12 protein-coding genes and 1 tRNA gene are annotated in these 17,751 nt (G+C 70.1%); 5 read left to right on the plus strand and 8 right to left on the minus strand.

The annotated features are described in order from the left end of the window. Positions 1 to 35: 35 nt before the first annotated feature. The gene (locus AB0E05_RS07205; RefSeq protein WP_361960173.1) at positions 36 to 776 is read left to right on the plus strand and encodes an SIMPL domain-containing protein; all 741 of its coding nucleotides are present in this window, start codon (positions 36 to 38) and stop codon (positions 774 to 776) included. A gap of 132 nt (positions 777 to 908) precedes the next feature. Beyond that, complete coding sequence (pyk, locus tag AB0E05_RS07210; RefSeq protein WP_361960176.1) at positions 909 to 2,342, plus strand: pyruvate kinase; 1,434 nt, start codon at positions 909 to 911, stop codon at positions 2,340 to 2,342. Between the two features lie 70 nt (positions 2,343 to 2,412). On the opposite strand, the gene AB0E05_RS07215 is transcribed toward pyk, so the two are convergent. Next, positions 2,413 to 2,485: transfer RNA gene (locus AB0E05_RS07215), tRNA-Leu, on the minus strand. Between the two features lie 99 nt (positions 2,486 to 2,584). Between AB0E05_RS07215 and AB0E05_RS07220 the strand changes: the two genes are divergently transcribed. Continuing rightward, entirely contained in the window at positions 2,585 to 3,238 is a 654-nt protein-coding gene (locus AB0E05_RS07220) for a response regulator (RefSeq protein ID WP_361960179.1), read from the plus strand. A 71-nt stretch (positions 3,239 to 3,309) separates the two neighbouring features. Here AB0E05_RS07220 and AB0E05_RS07225 read toward each other — a convergent pair whose 3' ends face one another. The 7 genes from AB0E05_RS07225 to AB0E05_RS07255 form a co-directional block, all read right to left on the minus strand. Then, positions 3,310 to 4,026 (minus strand): ABC transporter ATP-binding protein, encoded by a 717-nt coding sequence (locus tag AB0E05_RS07225; RefSeq protein ID WP_361960182.1) that lies wholly within the window; start codon positions 4,024 to 4,026, stop codon positions 3,310 to 3,312. Then, positions 4,023 to 4,967, minus strand: coding sequence for an ABC transporter ATP-binding protein (locus tag AB0E05_RS07230; protein WP_361960562.1), 945 nt, complete (start codon positions 4,965 to 4,967; stop codon positions 4,023 to 4,025). Before AB0E05_RS07230 ends, AB0E05_RS07225 begins: the two co-directional genes overlap by 4 nt. 5 nt (positions 4,968 to 4,972) lie before the next feature. Continuing rightward, complete coding sequence (locus AB0E05_RS07235; protein WP_361960185.1) at positions 4,973 to 6,715, minus strand: branched-chain amino acid ABC transporter permease; 1,743 nt, start codon at positions 6,713 to 6,715, stop codon at positions 4,973 to 4,975. Positions 6,716 to 6,720: 5 nt separating this feature from the next. Beyond that, positions 6,721 to 7,653: a branched-chain amino acid ABC transporter permease gene (locus AB0E05_RS07240; RefSeq protein WP_361960187.1), complete on the minus strand. Its 933-nt coding sequence runs from the start codon at positions 7,651 to 7,653 to the stop codon at positions 6,721 to 6,723. Between the two features lie 110 nt (positions 7,654 to 7,763). Further along, positions 7,764 to 8,996, minus strand: coding sequence for a branched-chain amino acid ABC transporter substrate-binding protein (locus tag AB0E05_RS07245; protein WP_361960191.1), 1,233 nt, complete (start codon positions 8,994 to 8,996; stop codon positions 7,764 to 7,766). 858 nt (positions 8,997 to 9,854) lie between these two features. Continuing rightward, positions 9,855 to 10,373, minus strand: a complete 519-nt coding sequence (locus tag AB0E05_RS07250; protein WP_361960194.1) for a hotdog fold thioesterase — start codon at positions 10,371 to 10,373, stop codon at positions 9,855 to 9,857. Positions 10,374 to 10,532: 159 nt separating this feature from the next. Continuing rightward, positions 10,533 to 12,809, minus strand: coding sequence for an FdhF/YdeP family oxidoreductase (locus tag AB0E05_RS07255; protein ID WP_361960197.1), 2,277 nt, complete (start codon positions 12,807 to 12,809; stop codon positions 10,533 to 10,535). A 232-nt stretch (positions 12,810 to 13,041) separates the two neighbouring features. Between AB0E05_RS07255 and polA the strand changes: the two genes are divergently transcribed. After that, the gene (polA, locus tag AB0E05_RS07260) at positions 13,042 to 15,780 is read left to right on the plus strand and encodes a DNA polymerase I (protein ID WP_361960200.1); all 2,739 of its coding nucleotides are present in this window, start codon (positions 13,042 to 13,044) and stop codon (positions 15,778 to 15,780) included. Between the two features lie 219 nt (positions 15,781 to 15,999). Then, positions 16,000 to 17,724: a lytic murein transglycosylase gene (locus AB0E05_RS07265; RefSeq protein WP_361960203.1), complete on the plus strand. Its 1,725-nt coding sequence runs from the start codon at positions 16,000 to 16,002 to the stop codon at positions 17,722 to 17,724. Positions 17,725 to 17,751: the final 27 nt, after the last annotated feature.

A 17,751-nucleotide genomic window follows, 5' to 3' on the forward strand; every position in this document is an offset into this window, starting at 1 on the left:
GCGGCGCCGCCGCGGTCCGTACGAGGGAGTCCGTCATGAGCACTGAAGTCCCGCCCCACTCCGCCGCCGAGCAGGCCGGCCCGTCCGCCGCGCCCGCCGCCCCCTTCGGCACGCCCGAGGCGCCCCGGGTCGCCGTGCGCGGCGAGGCCAGCCTGGAGGTCGATCCGGAGATCGCCCGCATCGCGATCACGGTGAAGGCCCGCGGCAGCGACCGCCGCAGCGCCCTGGAGGACCTGACGCGCCGCAATCTCGCCGCCCTGGAGCTGATCAGGTCGTACGGGGACGCGGTGGAGAAGTTGGAGACGGGCGCCTTCTCCATCACCCCCGAGCTGTCCCGGCACGGCAGGGGCGAGCGCGTGCGGACGTACCACGGCCGGGTCCACCTCACCGCCGTGCTCGCCGACTTCACCGCCCTCGGCGAGCTGACGACCCGCCTCGCCGATCTGGACCTCACCAGCGTCGACGGCCCGTGGTGGGGCCTGCGCCCCGACTCGCCGGCGCACGGCGAGGCCCGCCGGGAGGCCGTCCTCGAAGCCGTCAAGCGCGCCCGGGAGTACGCGGGCGCGCTGGGCGCCAGCCTGGCCGCCCTGGTGGAGCTCGCCGACCTGGGCGCGGAGGCCCCCATGGCGTACGCGGCGCCGGCCCCCGCCGGCATGGCCAGGGCGTACGGCGGCGCGAGCGTCGAGGCCGCCCCGGCCCTCGATCTGGAACCCCACCGACAGACGGTTTACGCCCAGGTGAACGCCCGCTTCACGATCACCCCACCCCAGTTGTGACCCCCGCTGCGAACGCTCAAAGGAGCACCCCTGTGCACAGTCCGCGAATTGTCAATACCCTTTAACGCAAAGGTTGTTGAGTCGTCACGTGGAGCCCATTCGCTACCCATCGGTACGGCATAGGCTCAGACCATGCGCCGAGCAAAAATCGTCTGTACGTTGGGCCCTGCCACCGATTCCTACGACCAGATCAAGGCCCTGGTCGAGGCCGGGATGGACGTGGCCCGCCTCAATCTCAGTCACGGCTCCTACGCCGAACACGAGGAGCGCTACCAGCGCGTGCGCAAGGCGTCCGACGAGAGCGGACGCAGCGTGGGGATCCTCGCCGACCTCCAGGGTCCGAAGATCCGGCTCGGTCGCTTCCGTGAGGGCCCGGTCCTCCTCGAACGCGGCGACGAGTTCACCATCACCGTCGAGCCCGCGGACGGTGACCGCCACCTCTGCGGCACGACCTACGCCGGCCTCGCCTCCGACGTCACCCCCGGCGAGCGCATCCTCGTGGACGACGGCAAGGTGGCCCTCGAAGTGGTCGCGGTCGATGGCCCCCGGGTGCGCACCACCGTTGTCGAAGGCGGCATGGTCTCGGACAACAAGGGGCTGAACCTCCCGGGCGTCGCGGTCTCCGTGCCCGCGCTCTCGGAGAAGGACATCGAGGACCTGCGCTGGGCGCTGCGCACCGGGGCCGACGTCATCGCGCTGTCGTTCGTCCGCAGCGGGCGGGACATCGAGGACGTTCACCGGGTGATGGACGAGGAGGGCCGCCGCCTCCCGGTGATCGCCAAGGTCGAGAAGCCCCAGGCCGTGGAGAACATCGAGGAGATCGTGGCCGCGTTCGACGGCATCATGGTCGCCCGCGGTGACCTCGGGGTGGAAATGCCGCTGGAGCAGGTGCCGATCGTCCAGAAGCGCGCGATCAAGCTGGCGAAGCGCAATGCCAAGCCGGTCATCGTCGCCACCCAGATGCTGGACTCGATGATCGAGAACTCCCGGCCCACCCGCGCCGAGGCGTCCGACGTGGCCAACGCGGTCATCGACGGCACCGACGCGGTGATGCTCTCCGGGGAGACCAGCGTCGGCAAGTACGCCGTGGAGACGGTCCGGACGATGAGCCGGATCGTCACGGCGGCCGAGGAGGACGTCCTCGCCAAGGGGCTGCCCCCGCTGACCGAGCAGAGCAAGCCGCGCACCCAGGGCGGTGCGGTCGCGCGGGCGGCGGCCGAGATGGGCGACTTCCTGGGCGCCAAGTTCCTGGTCGCCTTCACCCAGTCCGGAGACACCGTCCGACGGCTGTCGCGCTACCGCTCGCCGATCCCGCTGCTGGCCTTCACCCCGGACGCGGCCACCCGCTCCCAGCTCAATCTGACCTGGGGCGTGGAGACCTTCCTCGGCCCGCACGTCGACTCCACCGACGCGATGGTGGCGCAGGTCGACGAGGAGCTGTTGAAGATCGGTCGCTGCGAGCGCGGGGACGTCGTGGTGATCACGGCCGGCTCGCCGCCCGGAGTGTCCGGATCCACCAACTTGGTGCGGGTGCACCACATCGGCGACGCCGAACTCGACGCCTGAGCGCGATGAGGCCCCTCCGGGAACTCCACGGAGGGGCCTCACACGCCAGACCTTGAAAAGAAAGGGAAAGTACCCCGGGTGGGATTCGAACCCACGCTATATGGTGTTTGAGACCATTGCCTCTACCGCTGGGCTACCGGGGCATCCTTAGAAACGAAGGGTCAAGAGCACCCTTCGTGTCCTAACCATACAGGAGCTGGGTAATCTCTTGGAGAGCACCCTGCCTTGGAATGAGGAGTCCCGTGACCGCCCCCGACCAGCCACATCCCGTCCCGGACGACGACACCGCACACGTTCCGCCGCTGACGACGCGCGTCGTGATCGCCGAGGACGAGGCCCTGATCCGGCTCGACCTCAAGGAGATGCTGGAAGAAGAGGGGTACACGGTCGTCGGCGAGGCCGGCGACGGTCAGAAGGCCGTTGAACTCGCCCGGGAACACCGTCCCGACCTGGTCATCCTCGATGTGAAGATGCCGATCCTGGACGGCATCTCCGCCGCCGAGAAGATCGCCGGGGAGTCCATCGCCCCCGTCCTGATGCTGACCGCCTTCTCCCAGCGAGACCTGGTCGAGCGGGCGCGGGACGCCGGCGCCATGGCGTACCTCGTCAAGCCGTTCAGCAAGAGCGACGTGGTGCCCGCCATCGAGATGGCGGTCTCCCGCTTCGCCGAGCTGCGGGCGCTGGAGCAGGAGGTCGCCGACCTCTCCCAGCGGCTGGAGACCCGCAAGCTCGTCGACCGCGCCAAGAGCGTGCTCCAGACGGAGTACGGACTGACCGAGCCGGCCGCCTTCCGCTGGATCCAGAAGACCTCCATGGACCGCCGGCTCTCCATGCGGCAGGTCGCCGAGGCCGTCATCGCGGACTCGGAGGAGAAGAAGGCCGCGAAGGGCCAGTAGCCGCCGCAGCCCGTACGCACGGGGCCCGCATCCCTGTCGGGGTGCGGGCCCGTCGCGTACTCCCGTTGGCCCTAGTCCTCGCCGAGGTACGCCTTGCGGACGGACTCGTCGTGCAGCAGCTCCTCGCCGCTGCCCGAGAGCACCACCCGGCCCACCTCCATCACGTGCCCCTGGTCCGCGAGCGAGAGCGCGGCCTGCGCGTTCTGCTCGACCAGGAGGATCGTCGTCCCCTGCGCCCTCAGCTCGGCGATCGTCGACATGATCTTCTGCATCATGATCGGCGACAGCCCCATCGAGGGCTCGTCGAGCATCAGCAGCATCGGCTGGGACATCAGCGCCCGGCCCATGGCGAGCATCTGTTGCTCGCCGCCGGACAGGGTGCCGGCGGCCTGCTTGCTGCGCTCTCCCAGGATCGGGAAGAGCTCGTAGGCCCGCTGGATGTCCTGCTCGATGCCCGCCTTGTCCTTCCGCAGGAAGGCGCCGAGTTGGAGGTTCTCGACGATCGACAGCCGGGGGAAGATGTGCCGGCCCTCGGGGGAGTGGGCCAACCCCAGCGCGACGATCTTGTGCGCGGGAACGCCGTTCAGTGGCTTGCCGTTGAAGACGATCCGCCCCGAGGTGGGCTTCAGCAGCCCGGACAGGGTGCGCAGCGTCGTCGTCTTGCCCGCGCCGTTCGTCCCGATCAGGGTCACCACCTGACCGGCCTCGACGCTGAAGGAGATGCCCTTCACGGCCTCGATCTTGCCGTAGGCGACCCGGAGGTCCTCGACCTCTAGCAGTGCGCTCACGGGGTCTCTCCTTCCGGCCGGCTGGCGGTGCCGGTGTCACTGTCCTGCGGGCTGGCGTCCTCGGGGCCGCCGGTGCGGTCCGCGGCCGAAGCGACGGCCTCGGCCGCCTCGACCTCCGCCACCTCCTCGGCACCGGGCGCGCCCTCGAAGGGCGTGCCCAGATAGGCGGCGACGACCCGCTCGTCGCCCTGGACGTCCTCCGCGGTGCCCTCCACGAGCTTCTCGCCCTGCACCAGACAGGCCACCCGGTCGCAGAGGTTGAAGATGAAGCGCATGTCGTGCTCGATGACGAGCACGGCGATGCCCTGGTCCCGGATCGCATTGATCAGGACCTCCGCCGCCCGGGTCTCCTGCGGGTTCATGCCCGCGGTCGGCTCGTCGAGCAGCAGCAGCCCCGGGTCGCTCGCCAGCGCCCGGGCGATCTCCAGCTTGCGCTGCTCGCCGTAGGGGAGGTTGCGGGCCAGGTGGTCCGCCTTCGCCTCCAGCCCGGTGAACCGCAGCAACTCCATGGCCCGCTCGCGCGATTCGGCCTCGGCCTTGCGGAAACCGGGGCCGCGCAGCAGCGCCGACCACAGGCCCTCCTTGGTCCGGGTGTGCCGTCCGACCAGGACGTTCTCCAGGACCGTCATGTTGGCGAAGAGCCGGATGTTCTGGAACGTACGGGCCACGCCGGCCTGGGTGACCAGGTGCGGCTTGGGCGGCAGCACCGCTCCCTTGTACTGGACCCGTCCCTCCGTGGGGACGTACAGCCCGGTCAGACAGTTGAAGAACGTCGTCTTCCCGGCGCCGTTCGGGCCGATGAGACCGACGATCTCACCGGCGCTGACCGTCAGGTCGACCGAGCGCACGGCGGTGAGGCCGCCGAAGCGCATCGTCACCCCGGTGGCGTCGAGCACGGTCCGGGCCGCGACCGGGCTCGCGGTGGTGGTGCTGGTCGTCATGGCGTTCACGCCCCCGCCTTGGTGAGGCCGACCCCGGACTCCGGAAGTCCCTTGTCCGGTCCGTCGGTCTGGTCGCTCTCGTGGTACTCCAACTGCGCCCGCCGGTCGGCGACGAGGCCCTCCGGACGGAAGCGCATCAGCAGGATCAGCGCGAGGCCGAAGCCGAGGAGCTGGTAGTCCTGGAGGAACTGGAGCTTCGACGGGATCATGTACAGCAGCGCCGCGCCGATCAGCGGACCGCTGACCGTGCCCATGCCGCCGAGGATCACCGCGGCCAGCAGGAACGCCGAGTTGGGCGGCACCGGCCCGGCGAACTGGTACATCTCCGGGACGACGGTGTGCTGGACGTGCGCCTGCACGGTGCCGGCGAGCCCGGCGAGACAGGCGCCGAGGGCGAAGGCGATCAGCTTCACCCTGAATCCGTTGATGCCCATGGCCGTCGCCGCGGTCTCGTCCTCGCGGATCGCGACCCAGGCGCGACCGATCCGGGAGTCGCCCGCCCGGTTGAAGACCAGGACGACGATGATCGTCACCAGCAGCATCAGCAGGTAGTAGTTGGCGTAACTGCCGAGTTCGATGCCGAAGACGTTGTGCGACTCCCCGAAGTCGAAGCCGAAGAACTTCAGGTCGGGGATGTTGGGGATGCCGTTCGGACCGTTGGTGACCTGGGGGCCGGACTCGCCGTCCAGGTTCTGCATGACGATCCGGAAGATCTCCCCGAAGCCCAGGGTCACGATGGCGAGGTAGTCCCCGCGCAGCCGCAGCGTGGGCGCGCCGATGATCACGCCGAAGATCAGCGAGACCGCGGCGCCGGTCAGGGCCGCCGCCCAGAACGGGAACTGCACGTCCAACACGGAGGCCGTGGAGCCGGAGACCAGGGCCGCGGTGTACGCGCCGACGCCGAGGAAGGCGACGTAACCGAGGTCGAGCAGTCCGGCGAGGCCGACGACGATGTTCAGCCCCAGGGCCACGGTGGCGAAGATCAGGATCTGGACCGCGATCAGGGTGTACGTGTCGGTGTTCTGGGTGAAGGGGAAGACCGCCGCCGCGGCGAACGCGGCGACCACGGTGACCTGGCGGTACTTGGCGGTCAGCGCCGACACCCGGGCGATCAGCCCGGCCTTGCCGAGCGCTGCCACCGCGAAGCCGACCAGGACGAGGTAGCCGGTGAAGAGTTCGGCGTACTCGGTGTCGATGCCGTACGTCACCACGTACAGGCCGAGCGCGAACACCCCGATGATGATCAGGATCTCGGCCCAGGAGGGCAGTTCGCGGGGACGACCGGCCTTGCGGGTGTCGTCCGGCAGGAGGAAGGCCGCCAGCGGTAGGGCCGAGGCGACCAGCGCCACGTAGCCGCCCGGCTCCAGGTTGACCAGGCCGCCGAGGTCGACGGCGATGGCGACCACGGTGTACCCGGTGGTGCCGAAGGCGCCGAGGGCGAAGAACTGCAGGGCCCGGGACGAGCCGGCGGGCACCAGCCAGCCGAGGCCCTTGAGGCCGAGGGCCGCCAGGGCGAACACGGTGACCAGCACTCCGCCGACCAGGCTCAGCACCTGGAGGCCGCCCGGGTATCCGTAGACGGTCAGGTCACCGGGGAACTCGTCGGTGTACGTCCAGGCCAGGAAGGTGCTCGCGAAGGTCGCGAGGCCACCGGCCGCAACGAGCCGACGCAGCAGGGCGGTTCGCGAGCCGCTGCCTTCGGGGGTGGCGCCGGCGGTCTGGGAAGTGGCTTGGTTCTCGGTGGTCATCGCTATCACGCCCGATCCGCGACGCGCTCGCCGAGCAGACCCTGGGGTCGCACGAGGAGCACAAGGATGAGTAGGACGAAGGCCCAGACGTCGGACCAGGCGCCACCGCCCAGCTGCTGCATGCCGGGGATCTCCTCGATGTACGCGATGGACAGCGCCTCCGCGACTCCGAGGACCACTCCGCCGACCATGGCTCCGTAGATGTTGCCGATGCCGCCGAGCACCGCGGCCGTGAAGGCCTTGAGCCCGAGGATGAAGCCCATCTCGAAGTGGATCTGCCCCTTGTCGAGGCCGTATCCGACCGCCGCGACCGCGGCGAAGGCGGCGCCGATGGCGAAGGCCATCACGATGATGCGGTCGGTGTTGACGCCCATGAGCTTGGCGGTGTCGGGGTCCTGCGCCGTCGCCTGCATGGCGCGTCCGCTGCGGCTCTTCGAGACGAAGAGGCCGAGGGCCAGCATGCACAGCGGGGCGATGATCAGGACGAAGGCGTCCGCGCGCTGGATCGCCAGGTGGTCCGTGATCTGGAAGGAGCTGCCGGTGAACTCGGGGAAGCTCCGGGCCTTCTTGGCGTCGGGGTACCAGGCCCAGATCACCTGCTGGAGGGTGATGGACAGACCGATGGCGGTGATGAGCGGAGCCAGTCGGGGAGCGCCTCGGAGGGGCCGATAGGCGAACCGTTCCGCCGCGGCTGCGACGGCGACCGCCGCGATCGCGCCGCCTATGATCATGAGCGGTATCGCCACGACCAGCGAGGTCCCGTCAGGGAGTGCGATGTAGGCGGTGAGGGCGCCGAAGCCCCCGATCATGAAGATCTCGCCGTGGGCGAAGTTGATGAGCTGGACGATGCCGTAAACCATGGTGTACCCGATGGCGATGAGACCGTAGAGGGCACCCAGGGAAAGGCCGTTCGCCAGCTGTTGCGGCAGTTCGTTCACCGCAGAGCCTCCGATGAGCGTGTCGGATATGAGTCCGCGCGAGGGCGCTGTGGCGCCCTCGCGCGGCTGGTTCATGTGCTGCGGGGCTGGGGGCCTGAGACCGGAGCGGGTCAGTCGTTGAACGTGTCGCTCTTGATCGACTGCCAGGTGCCGTTCTTCACCGTGTAGACGGTGAGCTGCTTGTTCGTGGTGTCGCCGAAGTCGTCGAAGGACACCTTGCCGGTCACGCCGTCGAAGGCGACCTTGGACATGGCCTCGGTGACCTTGGCGCGGGCGTCCTTCGGGAGCTTGCCGTCGTTCTCCTCGACGACCTTCTTGACCGCCTGGATGATCGCCCAGGTGGCGTCGTAGGAGTAGCCGCCGTAGGCGGAGTACGGGTCCTTGTAGTTGCCCGCCTTGTACTTCTCGACGAACTCCTTGGCGGTCGGCAGCTGCTCGACCGGGTAGCCGACGGAGGTGGCGAGGTCACCTTCGTTCGACTGGCCGGACGCCTTGATGAACGCGGGGTCGTAGAGCGCGTCGCCGCCCATGGTGGGGATGTTCGCGCCGGCCTTCTTGACCTGGTCGGCCACCAGCCCGCCCTCGGGGTACTGACCGCCGTAGAAGACCGAGTCCGCCCCGGACGCCTTCACCTTGTCGGCGGTGGCCGCGAAGTCCGTGGTCTTCACCGTGACCTTGTCCTCGCCGGCGATGGTGCCGCCCAGCTTCTTGAACTCGTCGGCGAAGATCGCCGCGAGGCCGGCGCCGTAGGTCTGCTTGTCGTCGACGACGAAGACCTTGCGCTTCTTGGCGTCGTTGTAGAGGTACGTGGCGGCGAACTTGCCCTGGATCACGTCCGTGGTGGCGGTGCGGAAGTACGTCTTGAACGGCCGCTTCTTCTCGCCGGAGCCCCACTTGTCGCCCTGGGACAGCGCGGGGTTGGTGTTGGACGGCGAGACCTGGACCAGGTCGGCCCGGGCGAACACGCCCTGCATGGACTGGGCGACGTTGGAGTTCAGCGGGCCGACGACGCCGAGCACGTCCTCGTTTCCGACCAGTTTGGTGGCGTTCGTCTGCCCGGAGGCGGGCAGCGCCTGGTCGTCGTACGCCTCCTGCTTGAACTGCACGCCGGGGACTTCGTTCTTCTCGTTCGCGATCTTGATCGCGAGGTCCACCGAGTTCTTGATGCCCTGGCCGAGCGCCGACTGGGCACCTGTCAGCGGGCCGTCCATGCCGATGACCACGGTGGTCTTGTCACCGCCGCTGTCGCCCTTCTTGTCGTCGTCGCGCGATCCGCAAGCTGTGAGGGTGAGTGCTCCCGTGGTGACCACGGCGGTGAGTATGAGCAAGGAACGGTTTCGCACGATGTGTCCTCTCCCTGGCACGGCCCTCCCCCTAGAGGTGCCGTTAGATCGCCGGGCCGCCAGATGTGCGCCGTGCTCCTCATGCGCCCGGCGGCGCGGTGACTGGCGGTGACTCTAAGGGGAGGTGGTTGAGCGGGGCACTAGTGAAGTCAGGATGTGACGCTCTTGTTATGACCAGGCCAGATATCGGTGCGCTGAGTGTGGGCACATCGGGCAATCCCCCGCCGGGTCCCCTGCTCACATGGTGAGAACGCCCTGTTCCGCTAAGGCCCTTGAGGTGATCATGCTGCTGTCAGGGCGCCTATCACATCTTTCGCCCTCCCATGATCATCGATGCCGCTCAGCGGGGTGCTCCGGCCCGTTTTTACGACCCGAGAGTGACTACTCAGCGTGAGATTATCGGCAGCCTGTGACATATCACGTGGCATGACGGGTGAGTTCGGGCGGCTAACTGGAACGTGATCGTCCAATGCCGTTCGGGGGGTGCGGGGTTGGCGGGTGCGGCGGGGCGGCCGAGGTGCCCGGGGGGTGCCGGGGCAGTGGTCTGGACCGTGACCAGCGAATCGGGGTGAGGCCCGGGGGTGCGGGCGGTGAACTCACCCGTACGAGTGAAGTGTTGGCCCCTGCGGCGATGCCCCGTGGTGCCGTTGGTGCCCGTGGTTCCGGAAGCGGCTGCGGAGCCGTCCGGCCGTGCGGCAGATGGATCACGGAGAGTACGGGCACGGCCACGGTCACGTGTGCGGTGGCCCGCGTCGGGAGCCGGTCGACCACGACGACGGCGCCGCGGCGAGGTCGTACCCCGCCGCGGCGCCGTGAGGGTCGTGCCGTGACCGCCCGACGAATCGGGCGCGTGCGCCGTCAGGTGCCTTCGGTGCCGGCGTCGAAGCCTCGGGCGGCCACCGACATCTGGGTCGTGTCGTCCGGCTTGACGTCCCGCAACATGCAGGTCAACCGGGCCGTGCAGACCCGCTTGTCCTGCTCGTCGGTGATCACGATCTCGTACGTCGCCGTCGACCGCCCGCGGTGCAGCGGCGTCGCCACGCCCGTGACGAGCCCGGACCGAGCGCCGCGGTGGTGCGTGCAGTTGAGGTCCACGCCCACGGCGATCTTGGCGCTGCGCCCGTGCAGCATCGAGCCGATCGACCCCAGCGTCTCCGCGAGCACGGCGGACGCGCCGCCGTGCAGCAGCCCGTACGGCTGGGTGTTCCCCTCGACCGGCATCGTGCCGACGACCCGCTCGGCCGACGCCTCCAGGACCTCCACGCCCATCCGCTGGCCCAGGTGCCCCGCGGAGAACAGCGCCGGCAGGTCCACCCCCAGCGCGGCGTACTCGTCGATGATGTCCTGAGGGAACTTGGTCGTGCGCTGCTCGCCCATGGGCCCGGCTCCGATCTCGGTCGTCCAGTGCGGATGAGTGCTCCGTGCACCGTCTTATCAGATGCCTGAGCGAACGCTTAGCGGCTGGGGTGCATTCCCCGGCGCCCCGGCATCCGTACCCGGGCGCGGATGCCGGACGGGACTTTGAAGACACGACCTCTAAGGCCGGGCCGGCTCCAGTCGGATCACCACCGACTTGCTCGCGGGGGTGTTGCTCGTGTCCGCCGTCGCGTCCAGCGGCACCAGGACGTTCGTCTCCGGGTAGTACGCCGCGGCACATCCGCGCGCCGTCGGGTAGTGCACCACCCGGAAGCCGGGCGCCCGCCGCTCCACGCCGTCCCGCCACTCGCCGACCAGGTCCGCGTACGCCCCGTCCGCCATCCCCAACTCCTCGGCGTCGAGGGGGTTGACCAGGACCACGCGGCGACCGTCCCGGATGCCCCGGTAGCGGTCGTCGAGCCCGTACACCGTGGTGTTGTACTGGTCGTGCGAGCGCAGGGTCTGGAGCAGCAGCCGCCCCTCGGGCACCCGCGGGAACTCCACGGGGGCGGCCGTGAAGTTCGCCTTGCCCGTCGCCGTCGGGAAGCGGCGCAGGTCCCGCGGCGCGTGCGGGAGCGTGAAGCCGCCGGGGCGCGCCACCTTGGCGTTGAAGTCCTCGAAGCCGGGCACCACGCGCGCGATGCGGTCGCGGATCGTGCCGTAGTCCCGCTCGAACTCCTCCCAGGGCGTCGCCGAACCGGGGCCCAGCACCGCGCGCGCGAGCCGTGCCACGATCGCCGGCTCCGACAACAGGTGCGGGCTCGCGGGCGGGAGGTTGCCGCGGGAGGAGTGCACCATGCCCATGGAGTCCTCGACGGTCACGAACTGCCGGCCGGCCGCCTGGACGTCCCGGTCGGAACGGCCGAGCGTCGGCAGGATGAGCGCCCGCGTCCCGGTGACCGCGTGGGAGCGGTTCAGCTTGGTCGACACGTGCACGGTCAGCCGCGCCCGCTGCACCGCCGCCTCGGTCACCTCCGTGTCGGGGGTGGCCGCGACGAAGTTCCCGCCCATGGCGAAGAACACCTTGGCCTCGCCGTCGCGCAGCGCCCGGATGGACCGTACGACGTCCAGGCCGTGGTGGCGCGGGGGAGCGAAGCCGAACTCCTTCTCCAGGGCGTCGAGGAAGCCGGGCGCGGGGCGCTCGAAGATGCCCATGGTGCGGTCGCCCTGCACGTTCGAATGGCCGCGCACGGGGCAGACGCCGGCGCCGGGGCGGCCGATGTTCCCGCGGAGCAGGAGGAAGTTCACCACTTCGCGGATGGTGGCCACCGCGTGCTTGTGCTGGGTCAGGCCCATCGCCCAACACACGATGGTCCGCCGGGACGCCAGGACCATCGCCAGCGCCTGCTCGATGACCTCCCGGTCCAGCCCGGTGGCCGCCAGGGTCTCGTCCCAGTCGGCGGCCCTGGCCGCCGCGGCGAACTCCTCGTACCCGTGGGTGTGTTCGCGGACGAACTCCTCGTCCACGGCGCCGTCCGTCTCCAGCACCAGCTTGTTCAGCAGCCGGAAGAGTGCCTGGTCGCCGCCGATGCGGATCTGGAGGAACAGGTCGTTCAGCGCGGTGCCCTTCAGCAGGCCGCGCGGCGTCTGGGGGTTCTTGAACCGTTCGAGACCGGCTTCGGGCAGCGGGTTCACCGAGATGATCCGGGCGCCCGACGCCTTCGCCTTCTCCAGGGCCGAGAGCATCCGCGGGTGGTTCGTCCCCGGGTTCTGCCCGGCGACGATGATCAGGTCCGCCTGGTGCACGTCCTCCAGGGACACGCTTCCCTTGCCCACCCCGAGCGTCTCGGACAGGGCCGAGCCGGACGACTCGTGGCACATGTTCGAACAGTCGGGGAGGTTGTTCGTGCCGAACTCGCGCGCGAAGAGCTGGAGCAGGAACGCGGCCTCGTTGCTCGTACGGCCCGAGGTGTAGAAGAGGGCTTCGTCGGGGGAGGTGAGGGCGGTCAGCTCCTCCGCGATGATCGCGAAGGCGCGCTCCCAGCTCACCGGCTCGTACCGGTCGCCGCCCTCGGGCAGGTACACGGGCTCGGTGATGCGGCCCTGCTGACCCAGCCAGTAACCACTGCGGGCGGCGAGGTCGGCGACGGGGTGCGCCGCGAAGAACTCGGGGGTCACCCGCCGCCGGGTCGCCTCCTCGGCGACCGCCTTCGCCCCGTTCTCGCAGAATTCGGCGTGATGGCGCTTGTCAGGCTCGGGCCAGGCGCAGCCGGGGCAGTCGAAGCCGTCCTTCTGATTGACCTTGAGCAGGGCCCTGGTGGCGCGGCCCACGCCCATCTGCTGCTGGGCGATCTTGAGGGTGTGCCCGATGGCCGGGATGCCCGCGGCGGCGTGCTCGGGCGCGGTGATGCGCGGGGCGTCCTGGATCGGGTCGTCCGCGGGCGGCTTGCTGGCCATCGTGCTCCCCTTCGATATCCCCGGCGAGTGCCCGGTCACCCGGTGCCACCACCGCTTCACCTACTGCCGTCCATCGTGTCACGGACCACTGACAGCGGCCCCGTGACCGGGTGCGGACGCGGTTGTCGAAGGGGCCGGCGGACCGGTGCGCACACGGCGAGGGGCGGTCCGGCGGGCGGGTGCGGACGCGGCGATGGCGGCGTTGTCAGTGGTACGTGGCAGGATCGTCTCCGTGGCTGAGACAGCATCGAAGAAGACCCGTGTAGAGAAGCCCGACGACCTCGGTGGTCGTGCGGCGCGCCCCCGCCTGCTGCTCATGGACGGGCACTCCTTGGCGTACCGGGCGTTCTTCGCGCTGCCCGCGGAGAACTTCACCACCGCGAGCGGCCAGACGACCAATGCCATCTACGGCTTCGCGTCGATGCTGGCGAACACCCTGCGCGACGAGGCGCCCACGCACTTCGCCGTGGCGTTCGACGTGTCCCGCAAGACCTGGCGGTCCAAGGACTTCCCGGAGTACAAGGCCAACCGCTCCTCGACCCCCGACGAGTTCAAGGGCCAGGTCGAGCTGATCGGCGAGCTCCTCGACACGATGAACGCGGTGCGGTTCGCGGTGGAGGGATTCGAGGCGGACGACATCATCGCCACCCTCGCCACCGCGGCCGAGGCCGAGGGCTTCGAGGTCCTGATCGTCACCGGCGACCGGGACTCCTTCCAGCTCGTCAGCGAGCACACCACCGTCCTGTACCCCACCAAGGGCGTCTCGGAGCTGACCCGCTTCACCCCGGCGAAGGTCGAGGAGAAGTACGGACTGACCCCGCAGCAGTACCCGGACTTCGCGGCCCTGCGCGGCGACCCGTCGGACAACCTCCCCGGCATCCCCGGCGTCGGCGAGAAGACGGCCACGAAGTGGATCAACCAGTTCGGTTCCTTCGACGAGCTGGTCGCCCGCGCCGACGAGGTCAAGGGCAAGGTCGGCCAGTCGCTCCGCGACCACCTGGACGCGGTCAAGCTCAACCGCCACCTCACCGAGCTGGTGCGCGACGTCGAACTGCCCAAGGGCGTCGTCGAGCTGGAGCGCGCCCCCTATGACCGGGCCGCGCTCCAGGGCTTCCTGGAGGTCCTGGAGATCCGGAACCCGAGCCTGCGCGAGCGCCTGCTCGCCGTCGACCCCGGCGCCGCCGAGGACGAGGCCCCGGCGCCCGAGGCCGGCGTGGAGCTGGACGGCACCGTCCTCGCCGCCGGCGAGCTGGCACCCTGGCTCGCCGAGCACGGCGCCCAGCCGCTCGGCCTGGCCACGGTCGCGAGCTGGGCCCTCGGCGTGGGCAGCGTCAGCGAGGTCGCCCTGGCCGCGGCCGACGGCAAGGCGGCCTGGTTCGACCCGACCCGGCTCGACGAGGCCGACGAGCGGGCCTTCACCGCATGGCTCGCCGCCCCGGACCGCCCCAAGGTGCTGCACAGTGCCAAGGAGTCCCTCCGGGTCTTCCCCGAGCACGGCTGGCAGCTCGCGGGCGTCACCATGGACACCGCCCTCGCCGCCTATCTGGTCAAGCCCGGCCGTCGCTCCTTCGCCCTGGACACCCTGGCGATCGAGTACCTGGGCCGGGAGCTGACCCCCGCCGCTGCCGACGGCCAGCTCGCCTTCGGCACCGACGAGCACGCCGAAGCGGACGCGCTGATGGCCCAGGCCCGCGCCGTCCTCGACCTCGGCGACGCCTTCGCGACCAAGCTCACCGAGGTCGGCGCGGCCGACCTGCTCCACGACATGGAGCTGCCGGTCTCCCTCCTCCTCGCCCGCATGGAGCGGTACGGCATCGCCGCCGACCGCGCCCATCTGGAGACGATGGAGCAGCTGTTCGCCGGCGCCGTGCAGCAGGCCGTCAAGGAAGCCCACGCGACGGTGGGCCACGAGTTCAACCTCGGCTCGCCCAAGCAGCTCCAGGAGGTCTTCTTCGGCGAGCTGAACCTTCCCAAGACGAAGAAGACGAAGACGGGCTACACCACCGACGCCGACGCGCTCGCCTGGCTCGCCACCCAGACCGAGCACGAGCTGCCCGTCATCATGCTGCGCCACCGCGAGCAGGCCCGGCTGCGCTCCACCGTCGAGGGCCTGATCAAGACGATCGCAGCCGACGGGCGCATCCACACCACCTTCAGCCAGACGGTCGCGGCCACCGGCCGGCTCTCCTCCACCGATCCGAACCTGCAGAACGTCCCCGTGCGCACCGACGAGGGCCGGGCCATCCGCCGCGGCTTCGTCGTCGGCGAGGGCTTCGAGTCCCTGATGACGGCGGACTACAGCCAGATCGAACTGCGCGTGATGGCCCACCTCTCCCAGGACGAGGGCCTGATCCAGGCGTTCACCTCGGGCGAGGACCTGCACAACACCGTCGCCTCCCAGGTCTTCGGCGTCGAGACGTCCGCCGTGGACGCCGAGATGCGCCGCAAGATCAAGGCGATGTCGTACGGCCTGGCGTACGGCCTGTCCGCCTTCGGGCTCTCCCAGCAGCTGAACATCGAGGCGGCCGAGGCCCGCGCCCTGATGGACACCTACTTCGAGCGCTTCGGCGGCGTCCGCGACTACCTCCACCACGTGGTGGACGAAGCCCGCGCCACCGGCTACACGGCGACGCTGTTCGGCCGCCGCCGCTACCTCCCCGACCTGAACAGCGACAACCGCCAGCGCCGGGAAGCCGCCGAGCGCATGGCGCTGAACGCCCCCATCCAGGGCACTGCCGCCGACATCGTCAAGATCGCGATGCTCCGGGTGGACGCCGCGATGCAGGAGGCCGGGCACTCCTCGCGGTTGCTCCTCCAGGTGCACGACGAAATCGTGTTGGAGATCGCCCCCGGCGAGCGCGCCGACGTCGAGGCGCTGGTGCGCCGGGAGATGTCGTCCGCGGCTTCGCTGAGCGCGCCGCTGGACGTGTCCGTCGGCGTCGGGTCGGACTGGGAGTCCGCGGCCCACTGACGTGTACGCCCAGCGGACCCCCGCACGCCGCTTGCCGCTGCCACCCGTTGCCCGGGAGGCCCGGTAGCGGAGTGAGGGGGTCCGCTGGGCTAACGAGAGGTGCCGAATCGGTGAAAACCGGTCACGCACTGGTGTTCTGGCGGGCGAGGGTGCCGTAGTGTCGCCTGAGTTGACGCATTGGTGAGCGTCGGATGACCGCCCGGGGAGGGAAACAGACGTATGGCAGCGCACTTCGGCCGTCGGCTGCGCAGGGGAGCGACCACCACCGCCGTCGCGGCGGCAGCCGTGGCGGCACTCTCGGCCTCACAGGCGCCAGGTGTCACACACGCCATCTCAGGTGACAGCCAGGGGTCCCAGGACGAGGCATCGGGCGCAACGCCCCCACCCGGCACACCGGCCACGGGCGACTCCCCTTACTACACGGACCTCCCACCCCTGGACTCGCCCAACAAGCAGGGCACTTCGCCCAGCGGCGGTACCAAGGGGTCGGCCGAGGCGGGCATACCGGCCACCGTGCTCGACGCCTACAAGCGCGCGGAGCGGACCATCGCCTCCTCCGACCCGGGGTGCAGGGTTCCGTGGCAACTGCTCGCGGCCATCGGCAAGGTGGAGTCCGGACAGGCGCGCGGCGGCCGGGTCGACGCGAACGGCACCACGCTGTCGCCCATCCTCGGCCCCGTCCTCAACGGTGTGGGCTTCGCCAACATCCTGGACACCGACAACGGCGCGTACGACGGGGACACCACCCACGACCGCGCGGTCGGACCCATGCAGTTCATCCCCTCCACCTGGGCCTCCTGGGGACAGGACGCCAACGGGGACGGGCGCAAGGACCCCAACAACATCTATGACGCGGCCCTCGCCGCCGGCCGCTACCTCTGCGCCAACGACCGCGACTTGACCCAGGCGCAGGACCTGGAGCGGGCCATCCTCAGCTACAACCGCTCGCGCGAGTACCTGACGACGGTGCTGTCCTGGTTCGACTACTACAAGCGCGGCACCCACACCGTGCCCGACGGCTCCGGCGTGCTGCCCGGCTCCAGCACCCCCGACAGCGGCTCGAACTCCACTGCCACCCCGCCGGTCGGGGCCACGCCCCCCACCACCCCCACGCCGCCTCCGACGAGCGGCCCGCGGGACAAGCCGGAGGGCCCCGCAAAGGAGCCGGTGACCAAGCCGCCCAAGCCGACGCCGCCCCCGAGCAAGCCCCCGCAGCTCCCGACCCCGCCGAAGCAGCCGGCCAAGCCCGTCCAGGTCGCCTCGATCGTCAACGCGGGCACGGGCGAACTCTCCGCGATGACCGTTCGCGACTTCACCGAGCGGGTCACCGTGCGCGTCATGAGCAACGCCGGCCGCGCCATGGCCGGGCAGAACGTGCGCTTCGAGATCGTCGGCGCGACGGACGCCGCCTTCGCGGACGGAACGAAGTCCGTTGTCCGCCCCACGGGCGCGAACGGCTCAGCCACCGCCCCCGTGCTGAAGTCCGGTGACAAGACGGGCACCTTCACGGTGCGCGCCCGCGTCGTCGGCAGCACGGTGGCGCCCGTCGACTTCACCGCCGAGGTCACCGCCCGCGAGGCGGACAAGATCGAATGGGCGAACGCCAAGGAGATGACAGCGGCCCCCGGCGCCGGCTTCGAGCACCTGCTGGAGGCCAAGGCCACCCACGGCGGCGCCGCCATCTCCGGCGTCGCGGTCAAGGCGGAACTGTTCGAGGTCGGCGCCGACGGCGAGCAGACCCCGAGCAAGGCCGGCCCCTACTTCAAGGGCGCCGACGACAGGCCGGTCCACGTCCTCGCCGACCTCACGACCGACGCCGACGGCGTGGTGAAGCTCCCGCAGCTCCTCACCGACGACCAGACGGGCACCTTCGTGCTCCGGCTGACCGCCGCGGGCGGCAAGACCCTGACCATCGAACTCAAGGTCGTCGCCCCGGCCGCCTGACGCCCCGGCCACCGCTCGTTCCCACCG

It is taken from the genome of Streptomyces sp. NPDC048057, assembly GCF_040653095.1.
GTDB lineage: Bacteria > Actinomycetota > Actinomycetes > Streptomycetales > Streptomycetaceae > Streptomyces.